Here is an 18,501-nt window from a genome sequence, read left to right on the forward strand (position 1 = left end):
AACACCCGATGAGAGATCTCGGCGCACTGCGCCAGGACGCGGCCGAGGCCGAGGAGCAGCGCGCCCTGCTCGGCGCCGGGGCCACCGACGCCGCGCGCAAGGCCGCCTACACCCGGCTCGGCAAGGCCCGGCGGGCCGTCGACGAGGAGCTGCGCGCCCGCACCGGCCGGGGTTTCGCCCCGCTGCTGCGCCAAGTGGACCCCGAGGTACCGCTGATGCTCCTGCCCGTACGGATCGAGACGCGGCTGCGCCTGGACGGTCCGGGGCCCGACGAGCTGCTCGTCCGCATCTTCCCCGACGACATCCACGTCGAGTCGCACGAGCCGCACCCCACCGACGGTGAGGTCCAGCAGGCCCGGCTGTACTGGCGGACCGTGTGGCGGGCGGGCCGTGCCGACAACGCCGACCAGGACCGCGAGCGGCTGCTGCTCGCGGCCTGGGGCCGGCTGGCGGGGGCGGTCGGCGCACAGCGGGCCCGGTGGCTGGTCCGGCTCGTGAAGCCGGTCTCGGACACCCGGCCGCCGACGCCGGTGCCCGGCGCCGAGGCGGTGCCCGAACCGGAGTGGCCCGAGGTGCCCGTCCGGGGCCGCGGCTGGAACCGGGCGGCGACCGTCTCGACGCTGCCGGACATGTTCGTCGTACGGGCCTACCAGGGCGACCGCCTGGTCGCGGAGGAGCCGGGGGAGCCGGTCCCCGACGTCGTGCACGTCGGCCCCGACCCCGACGCCGAGCCCGCTGCCGGCGGACCACACCTCGATCCGGCGCTGCTCTGGCTGAAGCAGTACGACACGGCGAAGCAGAACGGACTCGCCGTCACCCTGCGCCTGCGCCCCGAGAACGGGTACGAGCCGGACCGGGAGCCGCTGCTGACCCGCGTGGTCGTGTTCGGCGTGTCGGCCTCGCTCGACCCCGAGGCGGCCGCGGCTCGCGTCGCCGGCCTGCTGTCCGGCCGGGACGGGGACGGCGAGGCGGCGTTCGTGCCGCAGGGCATGCCGACCAACAACCTTCCCGACACCGAGGTCCCGCCGCCCGTGCCGCCGGACGTCGACCGGCTGCTCGGGGCCGTCCCGACCGCCCCGGCCGACGCCTGGGACAACGGCACCCGGACCGCCGCCGCCCTCGGCCTGCCGCCGGGCGGCCTCGACGCGCTCCCCGGCGCCGACGATCCGGAACAGGCCGACGCGCGCAGCCTGCAGCTCGCCCTGTGGAGCGCCACCGGGGACTTCTTCCTCGACGAGCTGATGGATCAGGACAAGGGAGGCGGGCAGCTCGACGTCGACCGGGAGTGGCTGCGCCGCCATCACTACGAGAACGTACGGGCCCGGGGCCCGCTGCCGGTCCTGCGGGTCGGCAAGCAGCCGTACGGGCTGCTGCCCGTCACCGCGACGGCGCGCTGGCGGGCCGACGCGCCGGAGCACGAGCCGTCCGGGCTCGCGGGGCTCCACCGCGTCCTGGGCGTCCTGCGCCCGTTCTGGGAGGTGGGTGTCGGCACGCTGCCCCGGGTCGGCGGACCCGACCAGCCCGGCGAGACGCTCACCCTTGCCAAGCCCGAGCGGGACGTGCTGCGGGCCCTCGGCATGGCGCCGGTGTCCGGGACGGTGTCGGTGCGGTCCGTCCAGGGCGGCATGCTCGCCTGCTTCCGGGACCTCGGCCTCGGCATCCTCGGCTCCGGCTTCAGCACCGGGGAGCAGTGCATGGAGAGCACGCCGGAGGACCGGCAGTCCCGGGCGCTCAACGCGGCCCTGGGCATCCACTACCGGCCGCGCATCACCTATCAGCTCAACGGCCGGGCCACCCGGCTCTGGCTGCCGTACGCGCGACCGTACCTGACCGACGGCACGGATCCGGTGCTCGCGCTCTCCGACTTCTTCAACAGCGTGGTCGAACGCTTCGAACTGCGCACCCTGATGGTGGGCAAGGAGGAGGCGCGCACCCTCCTGGAGGCGCTGCTGCGGCACAGCGCCAACCTGGAGTACGGGCGGGCCGCCGCCGGGGCGAAGGACCCGCTGGTGCTCCGGCCCCGGCTGCGCTTCGCCGAGGTGCTGCTCAACCCCGGCACGGCCTTCCAGACGATCGCTTCCGCGGGTCTCAAGGCGAACACCTTCACCCTGGGCAAGATCATGCAGTCGCCTGCCGGAGGAGTCGGCGGAACGTCCGGGAACGACACCCCGGCCGACGGCCGACCCGGGACCGACCGGGGTCCGACGGTGCTCCAGGCCATCGTCGACGCCCGTCTTTCCCTCGTCGGGCAGATCTCGGACGCGGCGCTCAACCGCAGGGGCGTCTTCCTGACGCTGGGGACCGAACGCCCGTGGAGCGTGCGGCTCGCGGAGATGGACTCCGCCCTCCAGTACCTCGCCGGTCGGGTGAAGGCGTGGGACAAGCGCGGGGACGCCTTCGGGCCGGTCGAACGGCTCCTCGGCGAGTCCCTCGACCTCGTGTCGCACCGGCTCGACGCGTGGATCACCTCCCTCGCCACCGCCCGGCTCCACGCCCTGCGGAACCGACGCCCGTCCGGTGTGCAGCTGGGCGCGTACGGATGGGTGGAGAACCTGTCGCGACACCCCGGCAAGCGCAGCCGGGGATGGGTGTTCGCGCCCTCGATCCCGCAGGCGGCGACCGCGGCCATCCTGCGCAGCGGCGCCCTCTCGCACCCGACCGACCCCGGGGCCTTCGCCGTCGACCTGTCCTCGCGCCGGATGCGCGTGGCGATGACCGTCGTCGACGGGATGGCCCAGGGCCAGCCGCTGGGCGCGCTGCTCGGCTACCGGCTCGAACGGCGCCTGCACGACGAACGCGAGCGCGCCGACGCGCCGCACGCGGAGCTGGACCGGTTCATCGCGCCGCTGCGCGCCAAGTGGTCGGTGCAGAGCGCGCAGCACCCGGGTGCGGGGGCGCAGGAGTTCATCGGCCCCCACGACGTGACGGACGGCGCGCGGCTCGCCGAGGTGCCGGTGCAGCAGGTCGTCGACTACCTCAAGACACAGGCGGGGGCGACGGCGATGTCCCACGACGAGGAGGCCGTCGTACGGCGGCACCTGGAGGCCCTGCGCGACGATCTCGACGCGGTGGCGGACCTCCTGCTCGCCGAGAGCGTCCATCAGCTGGCCAACGGCAACCATGACCGGGCGGCCGCCACCATGGAGTCCCTCGCGGCGGGCGGGCAGCCGCCGCCCCGGCCGCAGGTGCTCGACACCCCGCGCCGGGGCATCCCGGTGGGTCACCGCGTCCTCGTCGTCGTCCCGGAGGGCACGGACCGGGCGGCGGGCTGGGACGGCGCGCAGCAGGTCGCACGGCCCCGGGCGCTGGCCGAACCGCGGCTCGACGCGTGGGCCGGGCACCAGTTGGGTCCGACGGGCCGGATCCGGCTGCGGGCCGCCTGGGTACGGCCGGGCCAGGACCCCGGGGCCGGGTCGGCCACGGTCACCGAGCACGCCTGGCCGCTCGCGCGGTACTGCGCCCTGGACGTGGTGGCGTTCGCCGCGGCGGGCCGGCTGCGGGCGGTCCTTGAGCACGCGTTGACCGAGGAGCGGCCCCCGAACGTGCCCGACGACGCCGTGCCGGTCCTGCGCACCGGCAGGGCCCCGGCCTGGGCCCGTACCACCGTGGGCATCGCCCAGGCCGAGGCACTGGGCGCGGCGGTCGCCGCGGTGCTCACCTCCGGCAGGGCGGGCACGGCGGCCGATCTGTCCGCGGCCCACAACCCCCCGCAGCCGGCCGTCGACCAGGAGCTGAGGGACCGGGCGGACGCCGCGCGGTCCGGCCTCCGGTCGGCGCTCGCGGCCAAGGACCTGGAGGCGCTCGCCGCCTACGGGGTGACCGGCCCGCCGTCGGGCTCCGCCGCGGAACTGGCGGACCAGCTGGCCGGCGCCCTCCGCAAGGGGCAGGAGCGGCTCGACCGGGCCGACGAGGAGGCGAAGCGGACGGACCCGGGGGCCGCGGCCGCCGCCCTGGAGGCGGTGTTCGGCGCCGGGTTCCGGGCCGTGAGCCTGGCCCGGGCACCGGAGGCCGGCGTACTGGACGCCTCGTTCGGGCCGGGCCTCGACCGGGGCGGCGACGCCCGGCTCGTCCCGGGCGACTGGGTGGAGCAGATGGGCACGGTCCGGCCCGGCACCGGCGCCCTGGCGGACCTGCTGCTGCACACCCAGGCCGCCGGGACCGGGGCCGGCCAGGCCCTGCGGATCGGCCAGGTCCCGTTCGCGGAGGGCGACCGCTGGGTCGGCGCGCGGAGGACGCCCGAGGACGAGAAGAAGCCGGCGACGGGCCTGGTGGTGCACGGGCCCGCCCAGCCGCTGGCGACGCACCGGGCGGCCGTCCTCGTGGTCGACGAGTGGTCGGAGCTGATCCCCGCCCAGCGGCACACGGCGGGCGCCACCTTCCACTACGACGCGCCGGGGGCGCGCGCTCCGCAGGCCGTCCTGCTCGCCGTACCGCCCGAGGTGGGGGTGGCCTGGACGCCCGACGTCCTGGCCGCCACCGTCGGCGAGGCGCTCGACCTGGCCAAGCTGCGGCTCGTCGACCTCGACGCGCTGGGCTGGCTGGGGCGTTACCTGCCCGCGGCCTATCTGCCCGAGACGGCGCTGCCCTCGGCCCCGTCCGTGAACATGAAGGACCTCATGAAGCGGGCCGAGCTGGCGTCCCTCGTCACCCTGCTGACCGACAAGGAGTCCTGACGGTGTTCGATGTCATGTCCTTCGGCCAGTTCCACCGCGTGGAACCGGTGGTCAGGCCGAGTGGTACGGGCGGCCAGCTCGACGACGCGCTCGCGGCGCGGGTCGCCGACCCGCTCTTCCTGCTGGCCCGGCAGTGGCAGGTCGCCGAGTTCGCGGGCGAGGACGGCGGCTCGCCCGTCTGGTGCACCCTCAGCACCGAGAGCACCCCGCTCGGTTCCTTCCGTCCGTCCGCCGACGGCACGGCGGTGCCCCTGCCGAAGGGTGTGCCGCTGGAGTTCCTGGCGGAGGCCGGGGCGGAGGCGGGCGAGAGCGCGCGACAGCTCACGCTGCGCGCCGCCGCCCGGGCCGGCGGGCGGTTCCTCGCCACCCTCCGTACCGTGAACCTGCCCCTCGGCGTCCTGGACGACATCGACGAGGCGGTCCTCGCGAAGGCGCCGCTGCCCGGGCCCGGAAGCGATCCGGAACAGGACCCCCTGCTCCGCGACCCGGCCGGGCGCGCCCTGCGCGAGGTCCTCGCGGGCAGGGCGCCCGACGGCGCCGCGCTCGCCGGTCATCTGGCCGACGGCTGGCGGCCGCCGGGGCTCACCGGCCCCCAGCTGACCGCCTTCGACGAGGCGGCCGGACTCTGGCTGGCCTGGTTCGGGGAGCGGTACCGGCCGCCGGTGACGTCGAGCTGGGCGCGGGAGCGTCTGGAGCACCGCTTCGCGGTCACCGCCGCGCCCGGCGGCCGGACGGTGACGCTGACCGCTCCCGAGTACACGGGCGGCGCCGCCGACACGTACCACTTCGAGCTCGACACCGGAGGCGACGCCCTGCCCGCGCCGGCCGGCGGCACACCGGTGGGAATGCTGCCCACCCGGGTCACGTATCCCGGCATGCCGGCCGAACGCTGGTGGGAGTTCGAGGACGGCACCGTCAATCTGCCCCGCGTCGACGCGGGCGTCACGGACCTGGCCCGGCTCCTCGTCGTCGAGTTCGCGAACGTCTACGGAAACGACCACTGGATCGTCCCGGTGGAGCTGGCCACGAGCGCGCTGCACCGGATCGCCTCGCTCACGGTCGTCGACACCTTCGAGGAGACGACCGTGATCGAGCCGGCCGACGACGACGGCTGGTCGGTGTTCCGGCTGACGGACGCCCTGACCGGCGCGCCGGCGCCTCCCCTGCTTCCGCTCCTTCCGACGGCCTCGGCCCGCCTCGAAGGCGCCCCCGTCGAGGAAGTCCTCTTCGCCCGCGACGAGATGGCCAACCTGGGCTTCGCGATCGAGCGGATCGTGCAGAGCGCCACCGGCAGACCGCGCGTCCGGGCCGACGAACCGCCGGACGACGAACCGCAGGTCCCGCCGGCCGACCCGGCGGCGCTCGCCTACCGCCTCCTGACGCCGGTCCCGCCGCACTGGATCCCCCTGGTGCCGGTGCCGCTGAAGCAGGACTCGGCGGCCATCTGCCTGCGCCGCGGGCAGATCCCCCGCTTCCGCGCGGACGGCACCCGGCTCCCGCAGGTCAAGGCGGCGGGCCGGGTCCTCGAACCGGAGGTGAAGCGGGTGTTCTTCCGCGACGAGGAGGTCCCGCGCGCGGGAGTGACCGTCAGCCGCGTGCCGGTCGTGGCGCGCGGCGAGGACGGCCGGATCTACCAGTGGGTGGGCCGCCGCGTCCGGGCCGGCCGGGGCGAGGCGTCCAGCGCCCTCGCGTTCGACGGGGCCGTACCGCCGAAGGGGTCGTCATGAACGCGGAAGCCAGGCCGCACACGTACGCCGGGACGGGCCTGCCGGACGAGGGGAGCGGACTCGCCTCGCGCGGCGACCGCCTGCGGCGAGGATCCACCGCCGTGAGGAGCACGACCCGTGCGGTGGGCGAGATCACCACGCCCAAGGAGTTGATGGTCCTCCGCCTGACGTCGGACGATGCCGAGATCGTCGGTGTGGACTACATCGGGTTCGTCCAGCGCTGGGACAGACTGCTCGGCGGACCGCTGTCCGACCCGGTCCAGGTGCACACACGGACCGTCTTCGCGATGGTGCTCACCCCCGACGACCACGAGATCGTCATCGGCGGCGGCGACGGTGTGCTGCGCCGCTGGGACCGGGTGGACGGCACCCCGCTGGGCGATCCCCTCACCGGCCATCGGAGCCGTGTCCGGGGCCTCGCCGTCACCCGTGACGGGCGGGAGCTCGTCTCCGCCTCGCAGGACGGCACGGTACGCCGCTGGGACCGGGCGGCCGGCTCCCCGCTCGGCGAACCCCTGCGGGGGCACGCGGGAACGGTACGGGCGGTCGCCCTCACCGCCGACGAGGACGTCATCGTCACGGCCGGGCAGGACGGCACCGTACGGCGCTGGAACCGGTCTGCGGGCACCCCGATCGGCGAGCCGCTCCTCGGCCACAGCGGTCCGATCCAGGCGCTCGCGGCCGCTCCCGACGGGCGGAACGTCGCCTCCGGCGGCCGGGACGGCACGGTACGCCGCTGGGACCTCGGCTCGGGCCGGCCGGTCGGACCGCCGCTCGTCCTCGACTCGCCGGTGTGGTCACTGCTTCTCACCGGCGACGGCGAGATCGCGGCGGGCAGCGCCCACGGCCTCCTGTACCGCTGGGACCGCGCGGGACAGCGGATCGGTGCGGCCGTCGCGGCGCACACCTGGGGCGTGCCGTCGCTCGCGGTCACCCGGGACGAGTCCGAACTCGTCACCTGCGGCTGGGACCGCAGCATCCGCCGCTGGACGCGCGTCACGGGTGAGCCCACCCGGTCGGCCCGGAAGGAGACCCGGATCGACCTCGTACCGCGTCTGGAGATCACCGGCACGACACCGTTCTGACCCCCCTCCCCCGCACCGACGACCGATCGGGAGAGCCGATGCCGGCCATCACCCTCGACACCTCACAGCTCACGTTCCCCGTCGTCGCCGTCGCCGACGCCGACGCCGAATCCGGGACCGCGTACGGAGCCGTGCCCGGGTACGCCGACGGGGCAGCGTCCGCGGCCCCTTCCCGGTACGGCGCCCGGCCCGGGACACGGTTCCTCGACGGGGCGGCCGACCCGCCGCCCGAGGTCTCGCTCCCGCCGCGTACGGGCTACCGGCTGCGGCTCGCCGACGGCACCACGGCCGCCGTCGCCTTCGACGTGCGCGAGGACGGCACGCTCGACTTCGCCCCGGAGTTCGACGCCGTCCTCCACGGCCGCGGCGGACGGCGGCTGACCGTCCGCGGCGTCCCCGTCACCATCGACGGCCGGGCTCTCGACCATCCGCTCGTCCCGGACCTGCCGGACGCGGAACCCCTGGCGCCGGACCGGGTCCACGAGCTGCGTCTGCTGCCCGCCTCCGGTTACGGGTTGCGGGTCGCGGCCGGCACCGCCGACGGCGGCCTCGGCTTCTCCGTCTCACCGGACGGCCGGGTCCGGCTCGGCCCGGAGGCGGCCGGCTACGCCGAAGCCTCCGGGCACACCCTGACGGTCCACGGGCACACGGTCACCGTCGACGGCCGCGCGCTCTCCCACGGCCTGCTGCCCGTCGGCGCGCCCGCCGCCGGGCCGGGCTTCCTGCCCCGCACCTCGACGCACCGGCTCACGCTGCTGCCGGCCTCCGGGTACCTCCTCCAGGCGGGTCCCGGGGTGACCGCCGACCTCGCGTACACCGTCCGGTCCGACGGCACCGTCGACTACGCGGAGTCCTGCGACCCGTTCCTGACCGGACGCGGCACGGACACGCTGGTCGTGGGCGGGTTTCCGGTGGTGCTCTCGACCGTCGGGGCGGACAGCGACCTCCTCGGTCTCACGGCCCTGGACGCCCTGCCCCAGACCCCCCGCGAGCTGACGGCCGTCCTCGCCCCGGCGAGGGGCTACCTCGCGCGGACCGCGCACGGCCTGTGCAGCGCCTTCGGGATCGACCGCGCGGGCGCCTTCGCCATCGATCCGTCGACCGCGCGCTCCTTCGCCGCCCGGCCTGCCCTGACCACCGGGTCGCCGACGACGTTGACGGTACGGGTCACGCCGACGGTCCCCGGCGGTCGCCCGCCGCGCGGCACCGTCACCTTCAGCGCGGACGGCCGGGTGCTCGGCACGGTTCTCCTGGACGAGGTGGGCATGGCGACGCTGCGGACCGCGGAGCTGCCGTCGGACGGAGCCGGGATCGTCGTCGCGTACGAGGGTGACGACGAGCACGGTCCGTGCCGCATGACCGTTCCCGCGGGTTCTCAGGGGGACCGGGGCGGCGATGCCGCCCCATGAGCGGGCGGCTCCTCCGGGTTGCGGGTCGCCGGGGAGTCGGTCACGACCCGTTTGCCGTCCAGTGTGTAGTCGCGGCGGCGGCGCCGGGGCACGTACCCCTCGGGGCAGAGCCGCACGCCCCGCCCCGGCTGGGGGTGCTGCTCCTGCGGGGGCGGGTAGGGCGGCGGCTCCGCCGCCCTACCCGCCTCGATCCGCACGCATTCGATGTCCGGATCGACCTCGGAGGGGATCACCTCGGGCCGGTCGTCCTCGGCCGGGAGGTCACTCGACTCCACCCGGGCCTCCCCAGTAGAAGTTCGAGCCCCAGGTCGTCGTCCCGGAGAAGTCGGTCGCGATCCTGTAGGCGTTCGGGTTGGTCTCGTGGGTGTAGCCCACCATGTTGACCATCGTTCCGGAGGGGTCGGACTGATAGGCCAGGTTGCGCATGTACGCCGCATGGCTCCAGCCCTCGAACGGGAAGTGGCCGCTGCCCATCCAGGTGGCCGTGGCCCCCGGGTGGCTGAGCTCGTCGACGATCTCACCGCCCCAGTCGATGGACTGGGCCTGGTTGAGCAGTCCCGCGGCGTTGAACAGGCCGGCGGGGTAGTACCCCATCCATTCGTTGCCGATCCGGATCCACCAGTTGCCGTTGAAGAGCGTGACCTTGATGGAGAGTTCGTACTGGTCTCCCCCGTAGACGCTCTCGGCGAGGCGTACGGTCGGGTAGACCGAGGTCGACACCTGCTTCCAGCCGGCCACGTCGGTGTTGTAGCCGCCGATGTTCGGGCCGCCGGCCGTGTAGTTGTTGGTGGTGAAGAAGATGAACAGGTGCGGATACCAGTCCCCGTAGAGGTCCTTGTAGGTCTGCGCGCCCACTTCGACGGTCTGCCCGTCGGTCGTGCCCTGCGCGAAGCTGCCCCGCACCACCCATTCCTGTCCGAGGGAGAACTCGTCGGACCACTGGACGTAGGGCCGCCAGGTGTTGATGACGCCTTCCGTCCCGTAGTTCGTGACCTGCTGGACGGCGTGCGCGTACTTGTGGGGGGAGACGGCCGGGGGCGTGAAGCCGGGATCGTCGGGCGGTGTCACGACCTTCGCCCGTGTCCCCTTGGCGAGGTAGTCCTGGAGCGTGCCGGCGGCGGTGATGCTGTCCAGCTGCTTGCGCACCAGGGGGACCGTGCCGGGAGGGCCCGTCTGGGCGCCGCCGGCGACCGCCTCGAAGGGTTGCGGGGACGCGGGACGGTCGGCGGTCCCGGGGCGTTCCGGGTACTCGAGATCGGGCGGCTCGGCGTCGGCCTCGCTGGGGACCCAGTCGAGGTCCTCTCCGTACGGGGTGGTGGTGCGGGCGACGACGTCGCGTCGCGCGTACTGGTCCTTGAAGTACTGCCGGATCTCGTCGAGCCGCTCCGCGGCCTCGCGTTCCAAGTCCCGGCCCGCGCGCGGTGGCGGCGCCGACTGCGGCGCCTCCGGGTTGCGTTCGACCCTGCCCGCTTCCATGGTTGCCTCCTTCAGCTCTTCAGGAGCGACGTCCCGTCAGGGGCCGACACCGAACTCGAGGGCATGCCTTCCGGACTGACCACCGGGACGGCGGGGCCGGGCTGCGGGTGTTCGGACACAGGTACATGCGCTGACGGTTCGGAGACAGGGGATTCGTAGGCGTCACCGGTCATGCGCAACCTCTTGGCGTCGGATGCGGGCGACGTCGTCGCGGCCGCACAGCCCCGCTATCTCCCATCCTCCCCCTCCACGGGAGCCGGCGCAGCTCGACGGCACGGACCGGTCGTTGGTGTCGGGAATCCGCCAGAGGATGGCGCACGTTCCTGCTGGACTGGTGGACACCTTCTGCAGGCGATGCCCAACTCAGGACGGGATTCATGTCCACAGCAACCACCACCACTTATGCGCCCTCTCCGGCACCTCCGGAATGCCCGAAATTGATTTCCTGGCTGGCTGTGATGTCGGTGATGCTGGGAATCTTTTCGATCGTCACCACGGAAATTCTGCCGATCGGGCTGCTGACCTCGATCGGTTCAAGTTTCACCGTCTCTGACGGAATGGCCGGTCTCATGATGAGCATGCCGGGATTCCTGGCCGCGGTTTCGGCACCCTTGGTCACGGTGGCCACGGGGCGTATCGACCGGCGGGTCATGCTGGGTGCGTTCATCCTCTTGCTGGCGCTGGCCAATTTCCTGGCCGCCGCGGCGCCGAACTACTGGCTGATCCTGGTCTCCCGCGTCATGGTGGGCGTCACCATCGGCGGCTTCTGGTCCATCGGGGCCGGACTCGCCGGTCAGCTGGTTCCCGCGAAGTCCGTGGACCGCGCGACCTCGGTGGTCTTCTCCGCCGTACCGCTCGGCTCCGTACTCGGAGTACCGCTGGGCACGTTCATCGGCGACATCGCCGGCTGGCGGACGGCGTTCCTCGTCATGGCCTGCTTCACGCTGGCCGTCCTCGTGTTGCTCCTCGTAGTCGTCCCGCCCCTCCCTTCCGACCAGGCGACGCGCATCGGTGTCCTCGGCGGCATGCTCCGAAGCGTCGACACCCGCTTCGCCCTGGTCATGACCTTCCTCGTCGTGCTCGCCCACTTCGGCACGTACACCTACGTCACCCCCTTCCTGGAGCAGGTGACCCACGCCGGTTCGGGTCTCATCACCGTCTACCTGCTCATCTACGGTGCGGCCGGCATCGCCGGCAACTTCCTCGGCGGATCCACGGTGGGCCGCTCTCCGCGGTCCACCTTCGCGGCGGCGGCGGCCCTGATCGCCGCCGCGACCCTGCTCCTGCCCGTCCTGGGACAGTCGGACGCCGGCGCGGTGGCACTGCTGATCGTCTGGGGCGTCGGCTACGGAGCCGTGCCGGTCTGCTCGCAGACCTGGTTCGCCAAGGCCGCACCCGACTCCCCCGAGGCGTCCTCCGTCCTCTTCACCGCCTCCTTCCAGGCCACCATCTCCATCGGGGCCCTGGCCGGAGGAGCCGTCCTCGACCGGTCCTCGCCCTCGACGGTCATGGTGCTTGGCGGTTCGGCAGCAGTCCTGACGGCACTGGTGGCGGGGGCAGGGAGGGCTGGTGGAGCCAGGACGTGAGCAGGGCGTCCAGCGGCTCCGTCGCGTAGCGGGCCACGTGGGCGGCGAAGCTCGTGGTGCTCACCACGCCGTGGCGGTGCACGCCGGCCCAGTCGCGCAGCATGCGGAAGAAGGCCCCGTCACCCAGCGCGCAGCGGATCGCGTGCACCGCGAGGCCCCCGCGCTGGTAGAGGCGGTCGTCGAACATCAGCTTGCGACCGGGATCGGCGAGCACCAGGTCCTGCGGCTGGGAGGCCAGCAACCGGTGTGCGGCGAGCGCCAGTTCCTGTGCGGTGCGACCGCCGGAACGCTCGGACCAGAGCCATTCGGCGTACTTCGCGAAGCCTTCGTTCAGCCAGATGTGCCGCCAGTCGGCGATGGTCACGCTGTTGCCGAACCACTGGTGCGCGAGCTCATGGGCGATGAGCCGCTCCGAACCCCGCACGCCGTCCACGTGGTTGGTGCCGAAGAGGGACAGCCCCTGGGCCTCCACCGGCACGTCCAGCTCCTCGTCGGCGATGACGACCGTGTACTCGCCGAGGGGGTAGGGGCCGAACAGTTCCTCGAAGAGCCGCATCATCGCGGGCTGCCGGGCGAAGTCCCGGGAGAAGTTCGACAGGAGGTGCGCCGGTACGTGGGCGCTCTGCGGAACGCCGCCGAGTCCGGGGTCGCCGAGCAGCACGGTCTGGTACGTGCCGATGGACAGGCCGACCAGGTAGCTGGAGGTCGGTGCGGTCTGCTCGTACACCCAGGTGGTCGTGGAGGACCTGGTCGTCCGTGTCAGCAGCCGGCCGCCGGCCACCACCGCGTACGAGGAAGGGGTGTTGACCGAGAGCAGGTAGGAGGCCTTGTCGGCGGGCCGGTCGTTGCACGGGTACCAGGAGGGCGCGCCGACCGGCTGGCTCGCGACGAGCGCGCCGTCGGCCAGTTCCTCCCAGCCGAGGCCGCCCCAGGGGCTGCGTACCGGCTTGGGGTTGCCCGACCAGTGCACCTCCACGGTGAAGGCGGCGCCTGCGGGGAGGGGCTTGGCGGGGCGGATGCGCAGTTTGCCGCCCCGGTGGGTGTAGTGGGGCGCCCGGCCGTTCACCTGGACGCGGCCGACCTTGAAATCGGCCAGGTCGAGGGCGAAGTCGGTGAGCTGCGCCCGGCCGGCGATCGCGCTGAGCCGGGCCGTCCCGGCCAGCCGGTTGGGGCCGGGACGGTAGTCCAGGGCGATCTCGTACCGGTGCACGCGGTACCGGGGATCGCCGTTGGCCGGAAAGTACGGGTCCGACGCCGTTGTCCTCTGGCCGCTCACTGCCGCTTCCGCTCCCTGCGCTGTGCTCGTGCGCCGTAGCCCCTTCAGGACCGCCACGCCTCGATCGGGTTGCCCAGCCAGCGGGTGTCGGCGGGGACGGACTCCCCGGCCATCACGAGCGAGGCCGGTCCCAGTGTGCTGCGGGCCCCGACCGTGCTTCCGGGCAGGACGATTCCGTTCGGGCCCAGGGTGGCGCCCTCGCGGAGGATCACAGTATCCGTCCTCAAGATCCGGTCGTGGAAGAGGTGCGTCTGCAACACACAGCCGCGGTTCACGGTGGCGGCGTCGGCAAGGGTCACCAGGTCCGTCTCGGGAAGCCAGTAGCTCTCGCACCACACGCCCCGGCCGATCCGGGCCCCCAGACCGCGCAGCCACAGCGTGAGGAGCGGGGTCCCCGGCACCGAACCGGCGAGCCAGGGCACGGCCAGGACCTCGACGAACGTGTCGGACAGTTCGTTGCGCCACACGAAGCCGCTCCACAGCGGGTGCTCCCCCGTCCGGTGCTTGCCCACCAGCAGCCATTTCGCGGCCACGGAGACCGCCGCGGCCATGGCCCCGGCGGCGAGCAGGACCGCTCCGGACAGCAGCGCGGCCCCCACTCCGCCGGTCGCGGTCAGGGCGCACAGCGCGGCCACGGTCAGGACGGCGAGCGCGGCCGAGCAGAACACCGGGACGAGCCGGCACAGCTCCACCAGGCCGCGGGCCCACAGCAGGTGCGCGGGCGGGTCGTAGGTACGGCTCCGGTCCGCGTCGGCCGCGGATCGCGGCAGCTTGACCGGTGGCAGCCCCAGGTAGGAGCTGCCCTTCTTGGCCTTCTTCGGGGTGGCCGACAGGACGCCGACCAGCCCGTCGTCGGGCACGCTGCGGCCCGGCGCGGTCATTCCGGAGTTGCCGAGGAACGCCCGGCGGCCGATTTCGGAATGTCCGATGCGGACCCAGCCTCCGCCCAGTTCGTACGGAGCGGTCAGGGTGTCGTCGGCGAGGAACGCGCCGTCGCCGACGGTCGTCAGGCTCGGGAGTGCGAGCACCGTGGACACCTCGGCGCCCCGGCCGATCCGCATGCCGAGCAGCCGCAGCCACACGGGGGTGATCAGCCCGGCGTACAGCGGGAACAGGGTCTCCCGGGAGAGGTCCATCAGCTGGGTGACGGTCCAGGCCTGCCAGCCGACCCGGCTGTGCGTCGGGTGGGTCCCGGTCCGCAGCCCGAGGCTGAGCAGGCGCACCGAGACGAGCAGCAGCAGCGCGTACGCGAACCCGAAGGCGAGCGCTCCGGGCACCACGGCCGTCAGCGCGCCGCGCAGGGCGTCGGCGAGCCCGGCGTCGGCGGGTACGAACAGGCTCACGACGAGCAGCGCCGGCAGGGCGGCGAGCACGGGCAGGACCGTGAGCCAGAGGCCGCTCGCTCCGTACAGGGCGCGCCAGCGGACGGCACGCGGCGGGCGTTCCTTGGGCCAGTTCCGCTTGGCCTTGCCGAGCTTGCCGGCGGGCACTCCGGCCCAGCGCTGGCCGGTCGGGATCTGTCCGGTCACGGCGGAGCCGGGGGCCACCTCGGCCCGCTTGCCGACCCGCGCGCCCGGGAAGAGCACGCTCCGGGTGCCGACGACGGCGCCCGCGCCGACCTTGACCGGGCCGATCTCCAGCCGGTCCCCGTCCAGCCAGTGCCCGGAGAGGTCCACCTCGGACTCCACGGCGCAGCCGCGTCCGAGCTTGAGCATGCCGGTCACGGGAGGCAGGGAGTGCAGGTCGGCCTCCGGGCCGATCTTGGCGCCGAGGGCGCGTGCGTAGCGCTCCAGCCAGGTCCCGGTGAGGGAGGTCGCGCCGACGAGGTCGGCCAGTCGTTCGGCCGTCCACAGGCGCAGGTGCACGCTTCCGCCGCGCGGGTAGTGGCCCGGCTCGACCCCGCGGAGCAGGATGCGGGCGCCACCGGCCGCGAGGGCGAGCCGGCCCGGCGGGCTGTGGAGCAGGACGGCACCGGCGGCGACGAGCCACCAGGAGGCGGTGGGCGCCCAGGGGTAGGGCCCGAACCGGTGGAGGACGTTGCCCAGGGCGAGGAGTGCCACCGTCCAGCGCAGTCCGACCAGGGTGAACAGCGGTAGCAGGATGAGCGACTGTGTCACCTGGGACCGGAGCGGGACGGGGGCGACGGTCCGGGCCGCCCCGCTGTCCTGTACGGACCGCTCCAGATGGCGGGCGAGCTTGCGCAGGGTGGGCTGCTGGTAGATGTCGACGACGGCCGCGCTCGGGTAGCGGGTGCGGAGCCTGGTGGTGAGCTGGGCGGCGGCGAGGCTGCCGCCGCCGATGGCGAAGAAGTCGTCGGCGGCACCGGTGACGGGCACGCCCAGGGTCTCGCTCCACTGCTCGGCGAGCCAGGCCTCGGTGCCGTAGAGCTGCTCGGCGGGGCCGGTGGTCTCGAGTTCGGGCAGGGGCCAGGGCAGCGCGTTCCGGTCCACCTTCCCCGAGGTACGGGTCGGCAGCTCGGCGACGGGCGCGAGGAGCGGCACGAGGGCCGCGGGCAGTTCGGCGCGGAGCCGCGCGACGGCCGCGGCGTGGTCCCATCCCTCCTGGGTGACGACGTAGCCGACGAGGAGCTCGTTGCCGCCGCGCGCGGTGCGGACCGCGGCGGCCGCTCCGGCGACGCCGGGCAGGGCCTGGAGCGCGGCGTCCACCTCGCCCAGTTCGATGCGGCGGCCGCCGAGCTTGATCTGCTCGTCGCCGCGGCCGAGGAAGACGAGGCCCTCCGGCTCCGCGCGGACGAGGTCGCCGCTGCGGTAGGCGCGCCGCCAGCCGAGGGAGGCGAGCGGGGCGTACTTCTCGGCGTCCTTCGCGGGGTCGAGGTAGCGGGCCAGGCCGACGCCGCCGATCACGAGCTCGCCGCTGCCGCCCATGGGCACCGGTTCGCCGGACTCGTCGGTCACGGCCAGTTCCCATCCGTTCAGCGGGAGACCGATGCGGATGGGTTCCTCACCGGTCAGGAGCGAGGCGCAGGCGACGACGGTGGCCTCGGTGGGACCGTACGTGTTCCAGACCTCGCGGCCCTCGGTCACCAGGCGCTGGGCCAGTTCGGGGGGGCAGGCCTCCCCGCCGAAGATCAGCAGCCGGACCTCGCCCAGGTCCGCGGGGTCCCAGAGCGCGGCCAGGGTCGGCACGGTGGAGACCACGGTGATCTCCTGTTCCACCAGCCAGGGACCGAGGTCGGCGCCGCTGCGCACCTGGGAGCGCGGGACGGGCACGAGGCAGGCGCCGTGGCGCCAGGCCAGCCACATCTCTTCGCAGGAGGCGTCGAACGCGACGGACAGTCCGGCCATGACCCGGTCGCCGGGTCCGATCGGTTCCTCGGCGAGGAAGAGCGCGGCCTCGGCGTCCACGAAGGCGGCGGCGCTGCGGTGGCCGACGGCGACGCCCTTGGGCAGTCCGGTGGAGCCGGAGGTGAAGATGATCCAGGCGTCGTGCCCGGGCCCGGGGCGGGCGGCGGGGGCGTGGCCGGGCTCGGGGGCCGCGGTCACCTCGACGGACCGACCGGCGCCGAGCACGGCGCGTACCCCGGCTTCGCCGAAGACCAGTTCGGCCCGCTCGTCCGGGTCCTCGGCGTCGACCGGCACGTAGGCGGCGCCTGCGGCGAGCACGGCGAGGATGGCCACGTACAGGTCGTTGGTGCCGGAGGGCACGCGTACGCCGACGCGGTCGCCGAGTCCGACGCCGGCCGCGGCGAGGGTGCGCCGCAGCCGCTCGACCTCGGCCGCCAGCTCGCGGTAGGACAGTTGGGCGGAGCCGTCGTCGAGCGCGGGCTCGTCGGGGTGGGCCAGGACGGTCGCGTCGAGGATGTCGACGAGCGTACGGGGCGGGGCGGCGGGCCCGGCGGAGAACCGGGCCGCTTTGCCGGAGTCCTCGTACGTCTCCCCGTCGTCGAGCAGAGTGAGTTCAGCGCGCTCAGGTGTGGCTGACATCGGCCCTCGCGTCTCGCTCCCGGAAGCGTCCGGGTCGCCGGTGGAGCCCGGGTCTGCCCAGGTTGTTCCGATCCGGCGCCAAACAGCCCGTCAGTCTAGTGCGGCGACCGGGATTTTCCTGGTCGAATCCCTTGCGCGTTGCCGAGGAAGTCCGGTATTGCGCGTGCCATGGGCGGGCGGGTGCCGTCACGGCCGTACGGCCCTGCTGCGGTGCCGTCGGGTCAGTTCGTCCGCTGGAGCATGGCGAGGCGGCCGGCCGTGCGGTCCGGGTCGCGGGTGAGGGCCTGGTCGGCGGGGAGGGCGGTCAGGGGGTCGGCGCCGATGAGGACGAGCCGGATGTCACGGTCGCAGGCGACGTCGACGAGGTTCGCGAACCGCTGCCGTCCGTCCGCGGAGGCCTCGGCCAGCGGGGGCACACCGTCCAGGACCAGGGTGGGGAAACGTTCGGCGAGGGCCAGGTAAGCGGGCACCCCCGTCGCGGCCTCGCACAGGGCGTCGAACGCGAACCAGACGATGTCACCGCGCACGGCGCGGGCCGGGAGCTCCGCAGGTGAGCCCCGACGGGGGCGGCCTCCCGCGGGCCGGCGGCAGACCTGTTCGCCGGTGCCGCGACCCGTCGCGGGACTGCTCGGGGCCGCCGGCGAGCGGAGGCGGCTACGTGTCCGTCCCGTATCGCAGTCCGTCGAGGATCAGGTCGAGCAGGCGACCGGAGCGTTCGCGTTGGGCGGGTGAGCTGGTGATCAGGGCGACACCGGCGAGGCTCAGGCCGACGTCGAAGGGGTCGGTGTCCGAGCGCAGGAGGCCGGTCTCGGCTCCGGCGCGCAGGAGGGAGTCGATCGCTGCGCCGAGCTTGTCGAGGGTCTCGGCGAAGGGGTCCGCGCCGGACGCGACCGCGGCGCGCAGGGCGTCCGCCATGCCTTCCTTGGCGGCCAGGTAGTCGATGAACCTGTCCATCCACTGGCGTAGCGCCCGGTCCGGCGGAAGGTCGGCCAGCAACTCGGCGGCGCTGTCGCAGACGCGGGCCAGCTCGTTGCGGTAGGCCGCCTCGACCAGGGCCTCGCGCGTGGGGAAGTGGCGGTAGAGCGTGGCCGAGCCGACCCCGGCGGCCTTGGCGATCGCGTCGATCGGAACGTCCGCGCCCTTCTCGGCGAACGCGCGCACGGCCGCTTCGAGGATGCGCTCCCGGTTGCGGCGGGCATCCGCGCGCAACACGCTCGGCTGGGCGGTCAAGGCTGCTCCCTTCGTCAGGGTCCAGTCTATCTGGACAACCGGGGAATCCCCCGGTTAGCCTCTCGGTTAAGTGGGGAGTTCCCCGGTTAGTGCCC

12 protein-coding genes are annotated in these 18,501 nt (G+C 73.9%); 5 read left to right on the plus strand and 7 right to left on the minus strand.

Translation table 11 applies throughout. From position 1 onward, the window contains the following. The first annotated feature begins 8 nt into the window (after window positions 1-8). The 4 genes from ACZ7HT_RS32670 to ACZ7HT_RS32685 are packed head-to-tail and all read left to right on the plus strand — an operon-like array spanning window position 9 to window position 8,894. Window positions 9-4,673, plus strand: coding sequence for a hypothetical protein (locus tag ACZ7HT_RS32670; protein ID WP_471172587.1), 4,665 nt, complete (start codon window positions 9-11; stop codon window positions 4,671-4,673). A gap of 2 nt (window positions 4,674-4,675) precedes the next feature. Further along, entirely contained in the window at window positions 4,676-6,400 is a 1,725-nt protein-coding gene (locus ACZ7HT_RS32675; protein ID WP_471172590.1) for a hypothetical protein, read from the plus strand. After that, a complete protein-coding gene (locus tag ACZ7HT_RS32680; RefSeq protein WP_471172592.1) occupies window positions 6,397-7,485 on the plus strand; it encodes a WD40 repeat domain-containing protein in 1,089 nt (362 codons plus the stop codon). The genes ACZ7HT_RS32675 and ACZ7HT_RS32680 overlap by 4 nt, the downstream gene beginning before the upstream one ends. 38 nt (window positions 7,486-7,523) lie before the next feature. Then, complete coding sequence (locus ACZ7HT_RS32685; RefSeq protein ID WP_471172593.1) at window positions 7,524-8,894, plus strand: Ig-like domain-containing protein; 1,371 nt, start codon at window positions 7,524-7,526, stop codon at window positions 8,892-8,894. Here ACZ7HT_RS32685 and ACZ7HT_RS32690 read toward each other — a convergent pair. From ACZ7HT_RS32690 to ACZ7HT_RS32700, 3 genes are all read right to left on the minus strand, one after another. Further along, window positions 8,861-9,169, minus strand: a complete 309-nt coding sequence (locus tag ACZ7HT_RS32690; protein WP_471172596.1) for a hypothetical protein — start codon at window positions 9,167-9,169, stop codon at window positions 8,861-8,863. The two genes, ACZ7HT_RS32685 and ACZ7HT_RS32690, sit on opposite strands and share 34 nt — an antisense overlap. Beyond that, entirely contained in the window at window positions 9,156-10,370 is a 1,215-nt protein-coding gene (locus tag ACZ7HT_RS32695) for a neprosin family prolyl endopeptidase (protein WP_471172599.1), read from the minus strand. The genes ACZ7HT_RS32690 and ACZ7HT_RS32695 overlap by 14 nt, the downstream gene beginning before the upstream one ends. A 400-nt stretch (window positions 10,371-10,770) precedes the next feature. Continuing rightward, window positions 10,771-10,998, minus strand: coding sequence for a hypothetical protein (locus tag ACZ7HT_RS32700; protein ID WP_471172665.1), 228 nt, complete (start codon window positions 10,996-10,998; stop codon window positions 10,771-10,773). Here ACZ7HT_RS32700 and ACZ7HT_RS32705 point away from each other — a divergent pair. Further along, window positions 10,898-11,956 (plus strand): MFS transporter, encoded by a 1,059-nt coding sequence (locus tag ACZ7HT_RS32705; protein WP_471172653.1) that lies wholly within the window; start codon window positions 10,898-10,900, stop codon window positions 11,954-11,956. The genes ACZ7HT_RS32700 and ACZ7HT_RS32705 overlap by 101 nt on opposite strands. On the opposite strand, the gene ACZ7HT_RS32710 is transcribed toward ACZ7HT_RS32705, so the two are convergent. From ACZ7HT_RS32710 to ACZ7HT_RS32725, 4 genes are all read right to left on the minus strand, one after another. After that, entirely contained in the window at window positions 11,877-13,232 is a 1,356-nt protein-coding gene (locus tag ACZ7HT_RS32710; RefSeq protein WP_471172602.1) for a M1 family metallopeptidase, read from the minus strand. The genes ACZ7HT_RS32705 and ACZ7HT_RS32710 overlap by 80 nt on opposite strands. Window positions 13,233-13,276: 44 nt before the next feature. Continuing rightward, window positions 13,277-17,176, minus strand: a complete 3,900-nt coding sequence (locus ACZ7HT_RS32715) for a Pls/PosA family non-ribosomal peptide synthetase (protein WP_471172604.1) — start codon at window positions 17,174-17,176, stop codon at window positions 13,277-13,279. A gap of 221 nt (window positions 17,177-17,397) precedes the next feature. Continuing rightward, on the minus strand, window positions 17,398-17,703 hold the full coding sequence (gene zapE, locus ACZ7HT_RS32720) for an AFG1/ZapE family ATPase (protein ID WP_471172606.1): 306 nt from the start codon (window positions 17,701-17,703) through the stop codon (window positions 17,398-17,400). A gap of 127 nt (window positions 17,704-17,830) precedes the next feature. After that, a complete protein-coding gene (locus ACZ7HT_RS32725) occupies window positions 17,831-18,406 on the minus strand; it encodes a TetR/AcrR family transcriptional regulator (RefSeq protein ID WP_471172608.1) in 576 nt (191 codons plus the stop codon). Window positions 18,407-18,501 lie beyond the last annotated feature (95 nt).

Source organism: Streptomyces sp. NPDC037410, from assembly GCF_055602235.1.

Coding starts and splice junctions, on each gene's coding strand:
- ACZ7HT_RS32670 (WP_471172587.1), top strand. CDS start 9: ATGAGAGATCTCGGCGCACTGCGCCAGGACGCGGCCGAGGCCGAGGAG.
- ACZ7HT_RS32685 (WP_471172593.1), top strand. CDS start 7,524: ATGCCGGCCATCACCCTCGACACCTCACAGCTCACGTTCCCCGTCGTC.
- ACZ7HT_RS32695 (WP_471172599.1), bottom strand. CDS start 10,370: ATGGAAGCGGGCAGGGTCGAACGCAACCCGGAGGCGCCGCAGTCGGCG.
- ACZ7HT_RS32715 (WP_471172604.1), bottom strand. CDS start 17,176: ATGTCAGCCACACCTGAGCGCGCTGAACTCACTCTGCTCGACGACGGG.
- ACZ7HT_RS32680 (WP_471172592.1), top strand. CDS start 6,397: ATGAACGCGGAAGCCAGGCCGCACACGTACGCCGGGACGGGCCTGCCG.